Below are 18,290 nucleotides of genomic sequence, written 5' to 3' on the forward strand. Positions count from 1 at the left end.
CAACCGAACGGAACCGGGCCGCGTACTCGTGCCCGCTCAGCGAGTGTCACGCGAGGCAGGTTTTTGGCCGCGGATGACATCCGAGCTCCTGGATTTCCGGGCTCCTCCCTGACCCAGGAACCCAAAAAGTTGCCCGGCGTGACACAGTTACGCTGCGGGACGGGCAATGTTCCCGCGCCCAAGCACCGCAAGAACCTCCGCAACCATGGTTTCTGCTTCATGAACCACGTCGGAGTAGTAGTAGCGGAGCACCGTATAGCCCTGAACCACGGACGAGTTGTTACGGCGATGGTCTTTCTTTACCTGCCGCCAATCCGCATGGCTGCGGCCGTCGAGTTCCACCAACAGCCAATCGTCCAGCAACAGGTCCATGTAGCCCACGCCGTCGAGATAGAACTGCGGCTGGACATGGATTCCGGCCCTCCGGAAGTAGGTCCGGGCCAGCGTCTCCAACATCGATTCAGCCCCGCGATCCACCCAGCGTAGAACCTCGCGTGCCTTGCCGTTTCGCTTTCCCGGCAGCCGCTCCCGCAGGAATCCCACCGTCATGTCACCCCGGGCCACAGCACACTCCACCATCACCAAGGAATCCTGCCAGGGCAGGCAGCGCAATGCGTGGATCAGGACATCTGCCAAGGCGGCCACTGGTCTGTGCGGATGCGCGGGAAGCAGCAAACCGCCGTGATGTAGGACATCGCAGGCGCCTTGGTTGCGCCTGTGGTGCACGTGCAGCGGGCCGGACTGGTTAATGACCCACAACCCGTAGAATGAGGCGGCACTGACGCAGGTCCGTATTTGGCGGTTCCGGACCAGGGCCACATCATCGACGAATGCCGAAGCCAGCGCGTAAACGCCGCGCGCGGGTTGTTCCACACCGCGGCGGACCGCCTTCCTCAGCTGGCCGTCGTTGATGCCAAGACGGGCCAGCACAGGCCTTCGCGCCACACCCCCACAGAGATTAAGCGCCTTTTCGACATCCATGTAGCCATCGTGCCGGGCCGCGGCGCGTCTGCGTCACCCCCGGCACGCCCTATGTGGAGAAACAAACGTCACGCCTGGCACATTTTTAGCAGCCGGCTAGCACCAAGACCCCGGATTTCCGGGCTTCTCCCTGACCCAAGGCGCCAAAAAGTTGCCCGGCGTGACAGACCCCTAGACCTCCGCCACCGGCGCCGCGAACTGCGCTTCGTACAGCCGCGAGTACGCGCCTCCAGCGGCCAGCAGCTCCGCATGCGTCCCTTGCTCCACGATCTGGCCGGCTTCCATCACCAGGATGAGGTTGGCGTCGCGGATCGTGGACAGGCGGTGCGCGATCACAAAGCTCGTCCGGTCAGAACGCAGGGCATTCATGGCCTTCTGAACCAGAACCTCGGTCCGGGTGTCCACGGAGCTCGTGGCCTCGTCAAGAATCAAGACTGACGGACGGGCCAGGAACGCCCGGGCGATGGTGAGTAGCTGCATCTCACCCGCGGAAACGTTGCTGCCCTCGTCGTCGAGCACTGTGTCGTACCCTTCCGGGAGCGAGTGCACGAAGCGGTCCACGTACGTTGCTTGTGCGGCCTCCAGAATCTCGGCTTCGGTAGCGTCGGGCCGTCCGTAGGCGATGTTGTCCCGGATGGTGCCGCCGAACAGCCACGTATCCTGCAGCACCATGCCCATCCGGGAGCGCAGCTCGTAGCGGGACATCGAGGCGACGTCGACGCCGTCGAGCGTTATCCGCCCCGCGTCGAGCTCGTAGAAGCGCATCATGAGGTTCACAAGGGTGGTCTTGCCTGCTCCTGTGGGCCCGACGATCGCCACAGACTGTCCGGGCTCGGCCACCAGGCTCAGATTCTGGATCAACGGCTTGTCTGCCGAGTAGGAGAAGGAAATGTTCTCGAACACCAAGCGCCCGCGTGTCACTTCGGGAACAGCCGAGGGCTCAGGATCAGCGCTCTGCTCTTCGGTATCGAGCAGCGAGAAGACGCGTTCCGCGGACGCCACCCCGGACTGGAGCAGATTGGCCATTGAACCAAGCTGCGCGAGCGGCTGGGTGAACTGCCGCGAGTACTGGATGAAGGCTTGGACATCGCCCAACTGCATGGCGCCAGAGGCTACCTGCAGGCCACCCACCACGGCGATCCCGACATAGACCAGATTGCCGATGAATGTTAGTGCCGGCATGATCAAGCCGCTGATGAACTGGGCGCCGAAGCTGGCTGAGAACAGCTCTGCGTTCTTCTCGCGGAACCGCTCCTCCACTTCGCGCTGGCGGCCGAACACCTTCACGAGCGCGTGGCCGGTGTAGGTTTCTTCGATCTGGCCGTTCAGCTCGCCAGTGTTCTTCCACTGCGCCACGAACAGCTTCTGCGACCGCTTGGCAATCAGCACGGTGGTCACCAGCGTCAACGGCACCGTGACCAGGGTGATAAACGCCAGAATCGGCGAGAGCAGGAACATCATGAAGATGACGCCGGCCACCGTGAGCAGGGACGTGACCGCCTGGCTGATGGACTGTTGGAGGCTTTGCGAAATGTTGTCGACGTCGTTGGTCACGCGGCTGAGCAGCTCGCCGCGCTGCACCGAATCGAAATAGCGCAGCGGAAGCCGGTTGATTTTCGCTTCGATCTGCTCACGGAGCCGGTACACCGTCCGCTGCACGACGCCGTTGAGCACGTAGGCCTGAATCCAGCCGAACGCTGAGGCCAGGATATACAAGACCAGCACCCACAGCAGGATCGAGGACAACGCCCCGAAATCGATTCCGACGCCGGGAGTCAGGTCCATGCCCTTCAACATGTCGGCTTTGGAGCCCTGGCCGGAAGCACGCAGTCCGTCGATGACCTGTTCTTTGCTCACCCCGGCGGGAAGTTGCTTGGATACGACGCCGGAGAAGATCAGGTTGGTGCCTTGGCCCAGAAGCCGGGGGCCGATCACGGACAGGGTCACGCTCGCGACGGCGAGGAAGAGAACCAGGGTGAGCCACAAGCGCTCGGGCCGCAGCGTGCCCAGGAGCCGCTTGGCGGAGGGCAGGAAGTTCATGGCCTTTTCGGCAGGGATGCTCATTCCCGCGAAGGGTCCGCCGCGGCCTGGCCCCATCGGGGGACGCTGCGGGCGGTTGGCGGTGCTGGGTGCGCTGCTCATGCTGCCTCCTCCGCTGCCAATTGCGAGGAAACTATCTCCCGGTACGTTTCTGAAGTCTCCAACAACTCCTCGTGGGTTCCGCGCCCCACCAGCCGCCCGTCGTCGAGCACTAGAATCTGCTCAGCATCCGCGATGCTGGATACCCGCTGCGCAATGATGACCATGGTGGCGCCGGAAGTGTGGCGCTTGAGCGCCTGGCGGAGCCTGGCGTCCGTGGCGGTGTCCAACGATGAGAAGGAGTCGTCGAAGATGTAGAGCTCGGGCTGCTTCACGAGTGCCCGGGCGATGGCGAGACGCTGGCGCTGACCGCCGGAAACGTTGGTGCCACCCTGGGAGATCGGAGCGTCAAGCCCGCCCTCCATCTCCTCGACGAAGTCCTGGGCCTGTGCAATGGCGAGCGCCCTCCAGAGTTCTTCCTCGGTGGCGTCGGGCTTGCCGTAAAGAAGGTTGCTGCGAACCGTGCCGGAGAAGAGGTAGGGCTTCTGCGGCACCAGTCCGATGTGCCCCCACAAGAGGTCAGGGTGCAGTTCGCGGACGTCGACGTCGTCGATCCGCACCGAGCCGCTGCTCGCGTCGAAGAGCCGTGGCAGCAAGTTCACCAAGGTAGTCTTGCCCGCGCCCGTGCTGCCAATGATGGCCGTCGTCTGCCCTGCGCGTGCCCGGAAGCTGATGCCGCTCAGGACGGGCTGCTCGGCACCCGGGTAGGCGAATCCGACGTCGAGCAATTCCAGCTCGCCGCGTCCGGCGGTCTCCGTCACTGGGTTCTCAGGCGGCCGCACGCTCGATTGGGTCTCCAGCACCTGTCCGATGCGGTCCGCCGAAACAGCCGCACGCGGGATCATGACGGCCATGAACGTAGCCATCATGACGGACATGAGGATCTGCATGAGGTAGCTCAGGAAAGCGATTAGCGTGCCTACCTGCATGGATCCGTCGTCGATCCGGAACGACCCGAACCAGATCACGGCGACGCTGGAGACGTTGAGCACCAGCATCACCACGGGGAACATCAGAGCCATGAGCCGCCCGGCGCGCAGCGCCATCTCCGTGACGTCCTGGTTGGCCGAGGCGAAGCGTTCCGTCTCCATGTCCTCGCGCACGAACGCGCGCACCACGCGGATGCCGGCCAGTTGTTCGCGGAGCACGCGGTTCACGGTGTCGATCCGGACCTGCATCTTGCGGAACAGCGGGACCATCCGGCTAACAATGAGGCCCACCGCAACGAGCAACACGGGGACGCTCACGGCAATCAGCCAGGACAACTGGGCATCTTGCCGGACGGCCATGATGACCCCGCCGATGCTGAGCATGGGCGCCGCAACCATGAGCGTGCAGGACATCAGGACGAGCTGCTGGACTTGCTGGACGTCGTTGGTTGAACGCGTGATCAGCGAGGGCGCACCGAAGCGGGTGACCTCCTGCTCGGAGAACTCCCCCACCCTGGTGAAAATAGCGCCGCGCAGGTCCCGCCCCAAGCCCATGGCGGCTTTCGCGCCGAAGTACACGGCCGTGATCGAACACGCGATCTGCAGGAGGGTGATGAGCAACATGAGGCTGCCGGTGCCCAGGATGTACCCGGTATCCCCCTTGGCCACGCCTTCGTCAATGATGTCGGCATTCAGTGTGGGCAAGTACAGCGACGCGATGGACTGCGCCAACTGGAAAATGACGACGGCGATCAGCAGCCGCCGATGTGGCCGCAGGTACTGAACGAGAAGTTTCCAGAGCATCGTTCTCCAACGCGCGTAGTGATTCGAAGGCCAGTCTACGACTGGTTGCTGGGGGCAACTAGGGCTTCCCCTCAGGGCGAAGCGTGGCGGGGGTAGTGCCGCCGTCGTGCCCGGACAGTAGGCTGGAAACGCTCGGCAAGATCCGCTACGAAAGGACCGTAGTCATGGCTTACATCACCGTCGGAAATGAAAACAGCACCGAGATCGAAATCTACTACGAAGACCACGGGACCGGCCAGGCAGTGGTCCTTATCCACGGCTATCCCCTGGATGGTTCGTCCTGGGAGAAGCAGACCGCCGCACTGCTCGCCGCAGGCTACCGCGTCATCACCTACGACCGCCGCGGCTTCGGCAAGTCCAGCAAGCCGACCGCCGGCTACGACTACGACACCTTCGCCGCGGACCTGAACACCCTGCTGGAAGCACTGAATCTCAACGACGCCGTACTGGTGGGCTTCTCGATGGGTACCGGCGAAGTGGCCCGCTACCTTGGCACTTACGGCTCGGCCCGGGTCGCGAAAGCCGTGTTCCTCGCATCCTTAGAACCGTTCCTCCTGCAGACCGCGGACAACCCCGGAGGCGTCCCGCAGTCCGTGTTCGACGGACTCACCGAGGCAGTCACAGCCGATCGCTACGCCTTCTTCACCGAATTCTTCAATAACTTCTTCAACGCTCCCACTTTCCTCGGAACGCATCGCCTGAGCCACGAAGCAGTCACCGCCAGTTGGAACCTGGCAGCGCATTCAGGCGCCTATGCCTCGGTGGCCGCGCAGCCCACGTGGCTCACCGATTTCAGGGCCGACATCCCCAAGATCGATGTGCCTGCCTTGATTGTGCATGGCACCGCGGACAACATCCTCCCCATCGACGTCACCGGCCGGAGGTTCGCCGAAGCGCTCCCCGGCGCCGAGTACGTGGAGATCGACGGCGCCCCGCACGGCTTGCTGTGGACGCATGGCGCCGAGGTCAACCAGGCCTTGCTCGGTTTCCTCGCGAAGTAGCGCGATCCAGATTCCTGACAAAAAATTAGGACGAAACTAACTAAATATCGCGGGAACCTTAACTCCTCGGGTCCAGTCTTAATGCAAGCACAGGCGGAACCCATCCGCCGGCGAAAGCACCAAAGCTGCAAGGGGAGCAGGACCGGCCATGAAGACAACAACAGCCCTGGACGAGGTTACCGCCATCAATGGCGTGATCACCGATCAGCAACCCGTGGACTTCCACACTTTGGGGCTCGCTGGCTGCATCGACCGATTGGCCGCACCGCTCCGCCGCCAGGGGACCGAAATCCACTGGGAGACGCCGCACCATGGCGTCGAAATCTCGTCCGGCTCCGCTTCGTTGCTCTACCACGCCGCCAAGGAGGTACTCAGCAACGCGTTCAAGTACGCTCATGCCCACGACATCACCGTCCGGCTCGCCGCCGTCTACCACGGGATCCGGCTGACAGTCACGGACAACGGCGGCGGCTTCGACAGCCAGGCAACGCCTGCGGGCGCACACCACGGGTTCGGGCTCCGCCTCATGTCCATCGCCGTCAGCGAAGTGGGCGGCGAGGTCTCCGTCGTCTCCAGTCCAGGCAACGGAACCTGCGTAACCGTCACTTTGCCGCTCGACTGATACGTGTCGGTGCCCGACGGCGGCAGGCACCCGCCGTCGTCGGTTTCGGCGCTGCTGGTTCGCTATTCAAGTGAATCTGGTATGAAAGGCGAATGACCCCGTACAAATCCGAACCGCCCCTGGGCGGTTCCCGCGCGCATATCAAGTCAATTTTCCCCTCGCTGGCTCCCAGCGAACAGCGGGTGGCGCAGTTGTGCCTTGATTCCCCGGAGACCGTGGCCAGGATGTCGGTAGCGGATCTGGTCACCCAGACGGGGACGTCGCCCGCGACGATCGTTCGCGCGTGCAAGAGCATGGGCTTTGACGGATTCCAGCACCTGCGCCAGGTCCTGCTGCGCGATCTGGGCGCCGCGGCACGGGACAGCATCCAACAGGAAGAGTCCGGGGCAACCGGCGAACCCGGATCCTCCGAACACCTGGTTTCAGGGATCTTTTCCCGGGCCTCCCAGGACATCCGCGGAGCATTGGGGTCTTTGGACTTCGAGGCCTTCGACGCCGCTGTGAAAGCGATTCGCCAGGGCGGACGCCTGCTGGTGGTGGCCAACGGAGCATCACTCGCTCCCGCCCAATCCCTCGCCCTGCGGTTCCTGTCGGCCGGAGTGCAATGCGAGGCGCCATCCGACATTGTCTCGCAGCACATCTCCGCCAAGCTCCTCTCAGCGGGGGATGTCTGCATCGCCGTGAGTGACAGCGGAATGAACTCCTTCACGATTGGTTCTGCGCGGATCGCGGCTGAACGCAAGGCAACCGTGATCGGGGTGACCAGCTATGCGAAATCCGAACTCGCCGACTTCTCGACCCACACGCTCGTGGCCGGGGCTGAATTCCATTCGTGGAACGACCAGCTGCCCATCGGGAATATCGTCCAGATGCTGGTGCTGTCCGCCCTGCACGCCGCGGTGACGGCAGATTCTCCCGACGTTGAGCGCGCCCGCTCCGCCGTCTTCGAAGAAGTCCTCCACATGGTGGAAAACCCCGAATAGCTTTTTGGCATGAAACGCGGGCGGTTTCAATTGTTTCCTGTCCGCGCACGGGGAGTTCATCAACTCCGCACCGACCGTTAATAATCGAGCCCCACCCTTCAAGGGTAAGACGTTTCCTAAATAATTCGATTTAGGAAACATCGTTTCCCCGGAGGTGCTCGTGGGCCGACTAGTGCTCAACCAATTGTCGCGTTCATTCAAGAACGTGTCGGCGGTAAAGAACGTATCGCTCACCGTCGAAGACGGTGATTTCCTGGTCCTGCTCGGCCCCAGCGGCTGCGGCAAGACCACCCTGCTCCGCATGATCGCGGGCCTGCTGGAACCGACGTCGGGCTCACTCGAACTGGACGGAACGGACATCACCACCGCCCCGTCCAAGAAGCGCGACTTGGCCATGGTGTTCCAGAGCTACGCCCTGTACCCGCACCTCAGCGTGGCGAAAAACCTGGCCTTCCCGCTCCACGTGCGGCGCACCGACAAGCAGGAAGTCAAGAAGCGCGTGGAGGCCGTGGCCGAAATGGTGGAGATCGGCCACCTCCTGGACCGCAAGCCGAAGGAACTGTCCGGCGGCCAGCGCCAACGAGTCGCCGTGGCACGGGCCTTGGTGCGCGAGCCCAAGGCCTTCCTCATGGACGAACCCCTGTCCAACCTGGATGCCAAGCTCCGCACCGCGACCCGGCAAGAGCTGGCCGGACTACACAAGCGCCTCGGTGCCACCTTCATCTACGTCACGCATGACCAAGTGGAAGCCATGACCATGGCAACCAAGATCGCGCTGCTCAACGGAGGCCAGCTCGAGCAACTCGGCACGCCGGAAGAGCTCTACGACAAGCCGGCATCCGTGTTCGCGGCAGGCTTCCTGGGATCCCCGGCCACCAACCTGATCGACGCCGAACTTTCCACCAGCAACGGCTCCATCACCGTCATGGCACCCTCCCTGGAAGCGGTGCTATGGGACGGGGAAACACCCCAGCGGGACGTCGTGCTGGGCATCCGCCCCGAGCACCTGAGTATCCACGCACCCGGCTCTTCAGCAGCCGCGCCGAACTCCGGGGCAGCCCTTCGGGGCATCGTTGACCTGAGCGAAAACCTCGGCAGCGAACAGGTCATCTACTGCCGGGTCGGCGAGAACCGCGTGGCCGTCCGTGCCCCGCGGGGCCAATACTGGGGGCCGGGTAACGCCGTCGTACTCAGTGCCGACGCCAAAAACCTCCACCTCTTTGACCGCGAAAGCGGCAGGCGCCTCGAATGGCACGCAGACGCGAAGCACCCTTCCACTGCGAGCTCAGCTCAGCCCGCCGCCTCGCTCTAGCACCCCACACTCCGGCCCCAAACCGGAACCTGCAGTACCCACCCAACCCAGCAATCAAGGAAATATTGTGCGCCCTCTCCGTTCAATTGCACTAACCATCGCCGCTGGCACCGCCGCATTGGCCCTCGCAGGCTGTTCCGGCACCTCGCAGGCCAGCACCGTGAGCAACCAGGTCATCCCGGAACTCACGGCAGACCAGCAAGTCAACATCACCTTCGAAAGCTACAACCTGGCCCAAGCCGGCGTCTGGACCGATACCGTCAAAGGCCTGGTAGCCGACTTCGAAAAGGCCCACCCGAACATCCACGTCACCGCGCAGGCACCGCAGGGCGGGGGCGCCGTCGGATCCAACACGGTCAGCAGCGTCCAGACGCAGCTCCTCGCCGGACACGCACCCGACGTCGCGCAGTTGACGTTCGATTCCCTCGACTTCGCCGCCACCCAGCTTGGCGCCCAGCCGATCAGCGATCTCGTCGGCCAGAAAGCCGTCGACGACGCCCTCGGCGGCGCCCACCCGTTCCACCCCAACGCGAAGCACCTGGCCGACTGGAACGGCAAGACCTATGGCATTCCTTACGTCTTCTCCACCCCCGTCCTCTTCTACAACGCCACCAAGCTCGCCGACGTCGGAATCACCAACCCGGACCTCTCCACCTGGGACAAGGTGGAGGCGGCCGCAAAGGCCGTTTCCGCCAAGACCGGAAAGCCGTCCCTGGACATTTCGTGCGCAAGCATCGGGGGCAACTGGTGCATGCAGGGCGTCTTCAAGTCGAACGGGGCCCAGGTTCTCTCCGATGACCGCAAGACCATCGGATTCGGCTCGGACGCGGCCGTTGACACCGTTACGAAGCTCGCACAGCTGACGAAGGACGGCGTGCTGCGCAACGCAGACAGCAACGCACAATACGAAGGCCTCCCGAAGGGCGATACCGCCTTCATCCTTACTACCTCAGCGCTCCAAGGCTCATTCATGTCGGCAGCCACGAAGGGCGGCTGGGAACTCAAGGCAGCGGGGATGCCCTCCTTCGGCAGCAAGCCTGCCGTGCCCACCAACTCCGGCTCGGCCCTGTTCGTCCTCTCACAGGATCCAGCGAAGCAGCGCGCCGGCTGGGAGTTGATCAAGTTCATGACCAGCGACCACGCCTACGAGCAGATCTCCACCAAGATCGGCTACCTGCCGCTGCGCACCTCGCTGACCGCTCCGGGTGGTTCCCTCTACGACTGGGCCCAGAAGAATCCGCTCCTGGCCCCGAACCTCGCCCAGCTTGACCGCCTCCAGCCCTGGGTTTCCTACCCGGGAAACAGCTACGTGCAGATCGACGACATCCTCGGCAAGGCGATCGAGAACGTCGTCTACTACGGCAAGGACGCAAAAACCACCATGGCCGACGCCCAGAAGCGCGCCCAGGACCTGATTCCCTAACTTCTCTGCCCCATTTTCTCCTGCCCATCCGGAAGGACATCAGCTGTGACAACCACTACCGAGGACGCAGTCTTCGGAACCCGCAACCGCCCCTACCCCGTGGAGGGCACCTACAACTTCCGGAGCACGGCGGGCTATGCCGCCGCCGCACGGACCATCCGCGAGGGAAAGCTGTACCGCTCGGACGCGCTGCACGGACTGACCGACGCCGGACGCCGCCAATTCTCCGAGCTCGGCATCCGTCTGGTCATCGACCTGCGTGACCGCACCGAGCTGGCGAAGTCGCCCAGCAACCTTGACGGACTCGTCGTCGACATGAGGCACAACCCGATTTTCGAAGAGGGCAACGTCCCCGGTACCGCGGAGATCACCACGCTTGCGCACATCTACCGGCTCATGATCCAGAGCCACGCCCAGCGCCTTGCCGACGCCGTCCGCCTCATTGCCGACTCCGGAACGGACCCCGTACTGGTGCACTGCACCGCGGGCAAGGACCGCACCGGCGTCGTGATCGCCCTGGCCCTCCTGGCGGCGGGCGTGGACCGCGAGCAGGTGATCCTCGACTACACAGCCAGCGAGGAAAACCTGCGCGGCGAATGGAGCGAGGCCATGATGGCCGCCGCCTCCAGCCACCCGGGCCTTGCGGGCATCGGCGAGGAACTCCGGGAAATCATCTCCGCGAGCCCCGCCACCGTCCTGGAAACCACGTTGGACCTCGTAGACGAAATGTACGGCAGCGCCACCGGCCTGCTCCAGGCACACGGTTTCAGCGACGCCGACCTCGAACGGCTCAGGGACGTCCTGACCATCAGCTCCACCCGCTAAGAACCACCGCTACCCACTGCAGACAATTACAAGGAGACAAGACCGTGAACACCGAACTCCAGCACCCCGCCCCCGAGCACTTCATCCTGCACATCAGCGACACCCATTTCGTGGCCGACAACGACCTTCTGCACGGCAGCGTGGACAGCGACGAGAACCTGCGCCAGCTGTTCCGCGACTTGGTCAAGGCCCAGGTCAAGCCCGAAGCACTGGTGTTCACCGGCGACCTCGCCGACACCGGCCGCCCGGACGCCTACGTCCGCCTCCGCAACATCGTGGAGCCCGTGGCCGAGGAACTCGGCGCCAAGATCATCTGGGTCATGGGGAACCACGACGCCCGCACCGCCTTCCGTTCGGGCCTCCTCGACTCCGACGCCGGCGAGGAATCCGTGGACATGGTCCACGACGTCAACGGCCTGCGAATCATCGCCCTGGACTCCACGGTTCCGGGCAAGCACCACGGCGAAATCTCCGACGAGCAGCTCGCTTGGCTGTCCGATGTCCTCGCCACCCCGGCCCCGCACGGCACCCTCATCGCCCTGCACCACCCGCCGGTTCCCAGCCCGCTGGAGATGATGGCCATGTTCGAACTCCGTGAGCAGAGCCGCTTCGAGAAGGTCATCGAAGGCACCGACGTCCGTGGCATCCTGGCCGGCCACCTGCACTACTCCACGTTCAGCACCTTCGGCGGCGCTCCCGTGACGGTTGCTTCGGCCACGTGCTACACGCAGGACCTCAACGTCGCCCCGAAGTCGATGCGCGGCCAGAACGGCGCGCAGGCGTTCAACCTGATCCACCTTTACCAGGACAAGATGCTCAGTACCGTTGTGCCGATCGGCGAATTCTCCACCGTGTACTCCGTCACGGCTGAGCAGATGGCCGCCTTCGAGAAGATGACCCTTGAAGAGGCCACAGCCGCGATGACCGCCCCAGGCGAGGAGTCCGACGTCGAGCCCTCCACCGTTGCCGAAACGGCCGACGGCGAGCTCGCCGGCAGCGTTCGCTAACCAGCCACAGCACCGGAAGGAAGCCGAAAGAATGTTCATCGAGACCGCCGGGCCGGCAACGGGCATAGCCCCTGCCGGCCCGGCAGGGCTCCCGGCTAATCGGCGCCCCAAGCGCCGCGCCCTGAGCCCCTACCTCTACATCCTGCCCGCCGTGGTTCTGCTTCTCGTGTGGACGTACTGGCCGCTGGGACAGACCGTCAACCTGTCCTTCAACGACTGGAACCTGATCCCCACCAAGCCCAAACAATATGTTGACGTGCAGAAGTACGCGAAGGTCCTGAGCCTGCCCGAACTGCACCAGGCGCTGATGAACACCGGCTTGTACATCCTGGCGTTCCTGGGAATTTCCGTTGCCTTGCCGCTCGTATTCGCGCTGCTGTCGCGCAAGGTCCAAGGCAAGGCCCGCACTGCCTACCAGGCACTGATCTTCGTTCCCTTCCTCATCACGCCTGTGGCCAGCAGCGCCATTTGGCGTTGGCTGTTCGCTCCTGAAGGCGGAACTATTCCCGCGATCGCCGCCGCCCTGGGCGCACCGATGGGCAACGTGTTCCGCGATCCCGACAGTTCGATGATCGCGGTGATCGTGATTGTCGGCTGGCAGATGCTCGGCTTCGGCGTGCTGGTGGTTTCTGCCGGACTGGCTGGCATCAGTCCTGACTATGCCGCCGCCGCATCGATCGACGGCGCCAGCGGCAGGCAGATCACGTGGCGGATCATCATCCCGCTGCTTTCGCCGAGCCTGGTGTTCCTCTCGCTCATGACCATCCTGCTGTCCGCGCAGTGGACATATCCCATCATCGACCTCGTGACGCAGGGCGGTCCGGGCAATTCGTCCACCAACATCTATTACCTGCTGTACCAGTTCGGCTTCAGGAACTTCGACGCCGGCCTGTCCTCCGCGGCCGGCACGCTCTTCTTCCTCGGATTCGGGCTGATTGCCCTGGTCTTCGTGGAACTCTCGGAGCGACTCAGCTTCTACGACAACTAGAAAGAACTACCATGGCCTTCATTACCATCGCCCCGCCGGCCCAGCCTGGTTCCGCTGATGCTCCGCTTTCAGGGCCGAGGAAAGTTTCAGGGCCGACGACGACGGCCCCCGCCGCCGGGCGCGGACGCATGCGGCTTGGGTTTTTGCGGTTAGTACCCAGCCACGTTCTCCTGATCGCCTTGGCGATCGTCTCGATCTTCCCCATCTACTGGATGTTCGTCACGGCATTCCGGCCGTCGTCGGACGCCCTGTCCACCAACCCGTTGCCGGGACCGCTGAGTCTTGAGAACTTCCAGTACGTCCTGAAGACCATCCCCATCGCGGGCATGCTGGCGAATACGTTCGGCATGGCACTGACGTTGGCGGTGTCCCAATTGCTCGTGGCCATCCTGGCTTCATACGGCTTCGCGCGTTGGGACTTTGTCGGAAAGAAGGCCTTGTACCTGTTGTTTGTGGGGTCCTGGCTGGTGCCTTTCCAGGTCACGATGATTCCCAACTACTTGTTGGTGTCCCAGATGGGCCTTCTGAACACCATCACCGGCGTCGTCATCCCGCAGTTGTGTTCGGCCTTCGCGGTGATGATGCTGCGCCAGCACCTCGAGGCCTTCCCGAAGGACCTCCTGGACGCGAGCCAGATGGATGGGCGGTCGTCATGGAGGACGCTGTGGGAAGTGGTGGTTCCGAACCTCCGTCCAGCGCTGGCGGCCCTTGGGATCATGCTGTTCATCAGCGCCTGGAACGAATACTTGTGGCCCTCACTGATCATGCAGAAGTCCGATGCCCTCATCCAGGTAGGCATCCGCGGGTTCCTTGGCGCCGAAGGCAACAACTGGGGCGCCATCATGGCAGCGTCCTCGCTAGCGTGCCTGCCGATCTTCCTGATCTACGTCTTCCTGCAGCGATACGTGGTGGATGCCTTCGTCCGTTCGGGGTTGAAGTAGCGCGCCCCCGGAACGCTCGCTCACATATGCCGCCGTTTCGGCCGACGCTCGCTCACAAATAAGGCCAATTTCGGAATCCCTCGCTCACTAGAAGTGAGCGGGGGATTCGACAAACGGCCACAAAAGTGAGCGGGCGTCTTGGTGGCGGCAGATGCGCGATGCCCTGTTACCATTCGTAAACAGGGCATCACGCCCAGTGATGCGTCCCACATTCAGGCATATCTTGAAGACCTCCCCAACCACAATCCTTGGAGGTCCCGATGGCAACAGCAGTCGGCCACGATGACTATGCACTTGAACGGGTTCCCGCATCCGCACGCTTTCACTGGTTCTCCGTAGCGACCCAACGCTTCGGCCAGCTCAGTTCCCTGGCGAGCTTCTTGCTGGGCGCCACCCTCGGCTTCGGCATGGACTTCTGGAGCGCGGTCCTCGCTATCACGCTTGGCTCGGTCATCCTTGAAATCGTCACCATCTTCACGGGTATCGCCGGACAGCGCGAAGGCCTGTCGACGTCGGTGCTTGCCCGCTGGACAGGCTTCGGCGGAGCCGGTTCATCGCTGATCGGCATCGCCATCAGCCTGAGCGCCATCGGCTGGTTCGGCATCCAGAACGCCGTCTCCGCGCAGGGGTTGGCCAACCTCGTCGGAGTCCTGCCCGCGTGGGCATGGGCCCTGGTATTCGGCGTGCTGGTCACCCTGATCGTCATGTTCGGAATGGCTTCAATGGCCTGGACCGCGTACGTCGCAGTACCGGCGTTCCTCCTGCTCGCAGGCTGGTCCATCATTGCCGAATTGTCTAAGCACAGCCTGGGCGATCTCCTCACAGCACCACCCGGGGGACCCACACTCACACTCATCCAGGGGACGACGATCGTAGCAGGCGGCTTCATCGTTGGCGCGGTCATTACGCCGGACATGTCCCGCTTCAACCGCTCCGCCAAGGACGTCGTCAAACAGACCGTCCTCGGCATCACCCTGGGCGAGTACGTCATCGGCCTCATCGGCGTGCTCCTGGCATTGGCACTCAAGACCAACGACGTCGTAGCGATCGTGACATCGACATCGGGCTTCATCGGCACGCTGATCGTCATCACCGCGACGCTCAAGATCAACGACTGGAACCTCTACGCAGCGTCCTTGGGCATCGTCAACTTTGCCGACCGCACCATGAAACGCAAACTGCATCGCGGTGCCGTCACCCTCACGGTCGGCCTCATCGGCACGGTCTTGGGCGCAGCCGGAATCCTGGGACACTTCACGGACTTCCTTATCCTGCTCGGCGTAGTCTTCCCGCCCATCGCGGGCATCATGGTGGCCGAGTATTTCGTGGTCCGAAAATGGCGCCCTGAACTAGAATCCAGCCACAAGATCGGCCGTTTGCCTGAGCATGCCCCCGCCTGGGTACCCGCCACGATCGTGATCTGGGTACTCGCCTCCGTCATCGGATACTTCGCGGCTTGGGGACTGCCGTCCATCAACTCCCTCTTCATAGCCTTCATCCTCTACGCCGTCGCAGGGCGACTTGGCCTGATCCGGGGCATCGGCAGCACCAAGACCTACCCGGACCACGAACCCGCTTCGGTCCCGGAACCTGCCGCCTCCTAGGGCCGCCCCCCCGACGTCGGACCCGGCTGCCCCTGAACCTGAACCTGAAATCAAAGGAGAATCAACCATGATGCGCATCGGCATAGACGTCGGCGGCACTAATACCGACGCCGTCCTCATGAATGGCAGCAGCGTCCTGGCTGCCACCAAGACCCACACCACCGAAGACGTCACCAGCGGAATCGTCAGCGCCCTGCGGCAACTCCGAGAAGCGGCCAGCTTCGATCCCGCCGACGTAGTTGCCGTCATGATCGGCACGACGCACTTCATCAACGCACTCGTGGAGGGCAAGAACCTGACTCCGACGGCGGCCATCCGCTTCGGACTTCCGGCTACCCGGGCTCTGCCGCCCCTGGTGGACTGGCCGCGCCGCTTGGTGGATGTCCTCGGCGGACACAGCTACCTCTGTCACGGCGGCCACGAGTACGACGGCCGCCAGATCAGCCCCTTCGACGAGCGCGAGTTCCGGGAAGTCCTGGACAAGGTCGCGGATGCGGGGGCCCGCTCCATCGCCCTGTCCTCGGTGTTTTCCCCCATCAATGCCGAGTTCGAGCTGCGGGCAGCACAGATCGTGGACAGCGAATACCCGGAACTGTCCGTCAGCCTCTCCCACGAGATCGGACGGATGGGCCTGCTCGGCCGCGAGAATGCCACCATCATCAACGCGGCACTCCGCGACCTTGCGGATCACGTCACGTCGGGCCTGAGCCGCACCGTTGCCGAAGCCGGCATCAGCGCTCCGGTATACCTCAGCCAGAACGATGGCACCCTGATGGACATCGACTACGCCCGCAGGTACCCGGTGGCCACGTTCGCGTCCGGTCCCACCAACTCCATGCGCGGGGCCGCGTTCCTCTCCGGAGAGCAGGACTGCGCGGTAGTCGACGTCGGCGGCACCACGACCGACGTCGGCATCCTCCAGTCGGGCTTCCCCCGCGAGGCATCCACCGACGTCGCAGTCGCGGGGGTCCAGACGAACTTCCGCATGCCTGACGTGCTGTCCATTGGGATCGGCGGCGGCAGCCTGGTCCGTTCGTTCGACGGAAAGGTCGAAGTGGGTCCGGGCAGCGTCGGCTACGCGCTGACCGAACGGGCCCTGCTGTTCGGCGGAGACACCCTGACGGCCACCGACGTTGCCGCGGCCGCTGGCCTGATCCGGCTCGGCGACCAGGACCGCGTGGCAGGGCTTGACCCCGCAATGGTGCGGGCCGCCTTGGAAAGCATCGCTACGCGGACTGCTGAAACCGTTGACCGCATGCGGACCTCGGCCGAACCTGTGCCCGTGGTGGTCGTCGGCGGCGGTGGTTTCCTGGTTCCGGACAACCTGGCCGGTGCCTCGGCAGTCCTGCGGCCCGAGCATGGTTCCGTTGCCAATGCGATTGGTGCGGCTATTGCGCAGGTTGGCGGCGAAGTGGACCGGGTCTTCTCCGTGGATCCCGGCAGCCGCGATTCAGTGCTCGACGCCGCGCGGCAGGAAGCCACCGACCGTGCCATCGCCGCCGGTGCGCGCCCCGATTCGGTCTCGATCGTGGACATCGAAGAAGTTCCCCTGGCGTACTTGCCCGGCAACGCCACGCGTATCCGGGTCAAGGCAGTCGGCAACCTGGCTCTTGGAGGCAACAATGCGTGAAATTGATGAAACCCAAATGTCGGATATCGCCCGCGGTGCCGCGGTGCTGGGCACGGGAGGGGGCGGCGATCCCTATGTGGGCCGTCTCCTGGCCGAACAGGCACTGCGCCAGCACGGTCCGGTGACCCTGCTCGACGTCGACGAGTTGCCGGACGACGCCGTCGTCGTCCCTGTTGCCCTCATGGGCGCTCCCACCGTGATGCTGGAGAAAATGCCAGCAGGCGACGAAGCAACCAACGCCCTCCGCGCCGTCGAGCAGTTGATCGGCAAGCGCGTCACGCACACCGTGTCCATCGAGGCTGGCGGCCTGAACTCCGTGACTCCCTTTATTGCCGCGGCAGAACTGGGTTTGCCCTTGGTTGACGCCGATGCCATGGGCCGAGCCTTCCCCGAGCTCCAGATGGTCCTGCCCACGCTGAGCGGCGTTCATGCCAGCCCCATGACCATGGCGGACGAACGCGGCAACGCGATTACCTTGCAGACCGTTGACAATGCCTGGGCCGAGCGCTTGGCCCGCGCAATCACAGTGGAGATGGGCTGCACGGCCGCCGTCAGCCTTTATGTTTTGACCGGTAGGCAAATCAAGGAGCTCATGGTTCCCGGAACCATCACTTTGTGCGAACGGCTGGGAACCGGCATCCGAGAAGCCCGCGAGCAGCACCGGGATCCCGTCGCGGTGGCCACGGAGCTGCTGCGCGGCAAGAAGCTGTTCACCGGCAAGATCGTGAACATCCAGCGCAAGACGGAGGCCGGTTTCGCACGAGGCGAGGCACACTTGGATGGCGTTGGCGAGGACCTAGGCTCGCGCTTCGAACTCGCCTTCCAAAACGAACACCTCGTGGCGCGGCGCGACGGCGAAATGGTAGCCAGCGTCCCGGATCTCATCTGTGTCCTGGACACGGATTCCGGCGAACCAGTCACCACGGAGATGCTCCGCTACGGTGTCCGGGTCACGGTCCTCGCTGCCCCGTGCGACCCCCGCTGGCGCACCGATGCTGCGCTCGATCTGGTGGGACCGGGCTACTTCGGTTACGACCACGAGTACGTGGCAATCGGCTGAATCAGCGTGCCACAATGATCACCATGAGGACCTATCCCGTG

Annotated in this window: 15 protein-coding genes; 12 read left to right on the top strand and 3 right to left on the bottom strand. The window is 63.7% G+C overall.

The features are described 5' to 3' along the window. Positions 1–147: 147 nt before the first annotated feature. The 3 genes from ABH924_RS12765 to ABH924_RS12775 all read right to left on the bottom strand — a co-directional run bounded on the left by ABH924_RS12765 (position 148) and on the right by ABH924_RS12775 (position 4,853). Positions 148–981 (bottom strand): DUF559 domain-containing protein, encoded by an 834-nt coding sequence (locus ABH924_RS12765; protein WP_404499294.1) that lies wholly within the window; start codon positions 979–981, stop codon positions 148–150. A gap of 171 nt (positions 982–1,152) precedes the next feature. Next, the gene (locus ABH924_RS12770) at positions 1,153–3,123 is read right to left on the bottom strand and encodes an ABC transporter ATP-binding protein (protein ID WP_308193879.1); all 1,971 of its coding nucleotides are present in this window, start codon (positions 3,121–3,123) and stop codon (positions 1,153–1,155) included. After that, positions 3,120–4,853, bottom strand: a complete 1,734-nt coding sequence (locus ABH924_RS12775) for an ABC transporter ATP-binding protein (RefSeq protein ID WP_404499296.1) — start codon at positions 4,851–4,853, stop codon at positions 3,120–3,122. Before ABH924_RS12775 ends, ABH924_RS12770 begins: the two co-directional genes overlap by 4 nt. A gap of 164 nt (positions 4,854–5,017) precedes the next feature. Here ABH924_RS12775 and ABH924_RS12780 point away from each other — a divergent pair, with 164 nt between their 5' ends. The 12 genes from ABH924_RS12780 to ABH924_RS12835 all read left to right on the top strand — a co-directional run bounded on the left by ABH924_RS12780 (position 5,018) and on the right by ABH924_RS12835 (position 18,249). Beyond that, complete coding sequence (locus ABH924_RS12780) at positions 5,018–5,854, top strand: alpha/beta fold hydrolase (RefSeq protein WP_234753305.1); 837 nt, start codon at positions 5,018–5,020, stop codon at positions 5,852–5,854. 148 nt (positions 5,855–6,002) lie between these two features. Continuing rightward, positions 6,003–6,476: a sensor histidine kinase gene (locus tag ABH924_RS12785; protein ID WP_234753304.1), complete on the top strand. Its 474-nt coding sequence runs from the start codon at positions 6,003–6,005 to the stop codon at positions 6,474–6,476. 92 nt (positions 6,477–6,568) lie between these two features. Beyond that, positions 6,569–7,459, top strand: coding sequence for a MurR/RpiR family transcriptional regulator (locus ABH924_RS12790; protein ID WP_404499298.1), 891 nt, complete (start codon positions 6,569–6,571; stop codon positions 7,457–7,459). A 160-nt stretch (positions 7,460–7,619) separates the two neighbouring features. Beyond that, on the top strand, positions 7,620–8,771 hold the full coding sequence (locus ABH924_RS12795; RefSeq protein ID WP_234753302.1) for an ABC transporter ATP-binding protein: 1,152 nt from the start codon (positions 7,620–7,622) through the stop codon (positions 8,769–8,771). A 67-nt stretch (positions 8,772–8,838) separates the two neighbouring features. Further along, a complete protein-coding gene (locus ABH924_RS12800; protein ID WP_404499300.1) occupies positions 8,839–10,194 on the top strand; it encodes an ABC transporter substrate-binding protein in 1,356 nt (451 codons plus the stop codon). Positions 10,195–10,239: 45 nt separating this feature from the next. Beyond that, the gene (locus ABH924_RS12805) at positions 10,240–11,019 is read left to right on the top strand and encodes a tyrosine-protein phosphatase (RefSeq protein ID WP_404499302.1); all 780 of its coding nucleotides are present in this window, start codon (positions 10,240–10,242) and stop codon (positions 11,017–11,019) included. Positions 11,020–11,063: 44 nt separating this feature from the next. Then, positions 11,064–12,026: a phosphodiesterase gene (locus tag ABH924_RS12810; protein ID WP_404499304.1), complete on the top strand. Its 963-nt coding sequence runs from the start codon at positions 11,064–11,066 to the stop codon at positions 12,024–12,026. A 31-nt stretch (positions 12,027–12,057) separates the two neighbouring features. After that, entirely contained in the window at positions 12,058–13,014 is a 957-nt protein-coding gene (locus ABH924_RS12815; RefSeq protein WP_404499306.1) for a carbohydrate ABC transporter permease, read from the top strand. Between the two features lie 11 nt (positions 13,015–13,025). Further along, positions 13,026–13,955: a carbohydrate ABC transporter permease gene (locus tag ABH924_RS12820; RefSeq protein ID WP_404499308.1), complete on the top strand. Its 930-nt coding sequence runs from the start codon at positions 13,026–13,028 to the stop codon at positions 13,953–13,955. A 260-nt stretch (positions 13,956–14,215) separates the two neighbouring features. Then, positions 14,216–15,559 (top strand): purine-cytosine permease family protein, encoded by a 1,344-nt coding sequence (locus ABH924_RS12825; protein ID WP_404499310.1) that lies wholly within the window; start codon positions 14,216–14,218, stop codon positions 15,557–15,559. Between the two features lie 70 nt (positions 15,560–15,629). Next, positions 15,630–17,189: a hydantoinase/oxoprolinase N-terminal domain-containing protein gene (locus tag ABH924_RS12830; RefSeq protein WP_404499335.1), complete on the top strand. Its 1,560-nt coding sequence runs from the start codon at positions 15,630–15,632 to the stop codon at positions 17,187–17,189. Further along, the gene (locus ABH924_RS12835) at positions 17,182–18,249 is read left to right on the top strand and encodes a DUF917 domain-containing protein (RefSeq protein WP_404499312.1); all 1,068 of its coding nucleotides are present in this window, start codon (positions 17,182–17,184) and stop codon (positions 18,247–18,249) included. The genes ABH924_RS12830 and ABH924_RS12835 overlap by 8 nt, the downstream gene beginning before the upstream one ends. Positions 18,250–18,290 lie beyond the last annotated feature (41 nt).

The organism is Arthrobacter sp. GAS37 (genome assembly GCF_044908325.1).
Lineage (GTDB): Bacteria > Actinomycetota > Actinomycetes > Actinomycetales > Micrococcaceae > Arthrobacter > Arthrobacter ramosus.

Excerpts from the sequence above, each read along its gene's own strand:
- ABH924_RS12820 (WP_404499308.1), top strand. The coding sequence starts at position 13,026 with ATGGCCTTCATTACCATCGCCCCGCCGGCCCAGCCTGGTTCCGCTGAT.
- ABH924_RS12770 (WP_308193879.1), bottom strand. The coding sequence starts at position 3,123 with ATGAGCAGCGCACCCAGCACCGCCAACCGCCCGCAGCGTCCCCCGATG.
- ABH924_RS12830 (WP_404499335.1), top strand. The coding sequence starts at position 15,630 with ATGCGCATCGGCATAGACGTCGGCGGCACTAATACCGACGCCGTCCTC.
- ABH924_RS12825 (WP_404499310.1), top strand. The coding sequence starts at position 14,216 with ATGGCAACAGCAGTCGGCCACGATGACTATGCACTTGAACGGGTTCCC.
- ABH924_RS12780 (WP_234753305.1), top strand. The coding sequence starts at position 5,018 with ATGGCTTACATCACCGTCGGAAATGAAAACAGCACCGAGATCGAAATC.
- ABH924_RS12775 (WP_404499296.1), bottom strand. The coding sequence starts at position 4,853 with ATGCTCTGGAAACTTCTCGTTCAGTACCTGCGGCCACATCGGCGGCTG.
- ABH924_RS12790 (WP_404499298.1), top strand. The coding sequence starts at position 6,569 with ATGACCCCGTACAAATCCGAACCGCCCCTGGGCGGTTCCCGCGCGCAT.
- ABH924_RS12815 (WP_404499306.1), top strand. The coding sequence starts at position 12,058 with ATGTTCATCGAGACCGCCGGGCCGGCAACGGGCATAGCCCCTGCCGGC.
- ABH924_RS12785 (WP_234753304.1), top strand. The coding sequence starts at position 6,003 with ATGAAGACAACAACAGCCCTGGACGAGGTTACCGCCATCAATGGCGTG.
- ABH924_RS12835 (WP_404499312.1), top strand. The coding sequence starts at position 17,182 with ATGCGTGAAATTGATGAAACCCAAATGTCGGATATCGCCCGCGGTGCC.
- ABH924_RS12765 (WP_404499294.1), bottom strand. The coding sequence starts at position 981 with ATGGATGTCGAAAAGGCGCTTAATCTCTGTGGGGGTGTGGCGCGAAGG.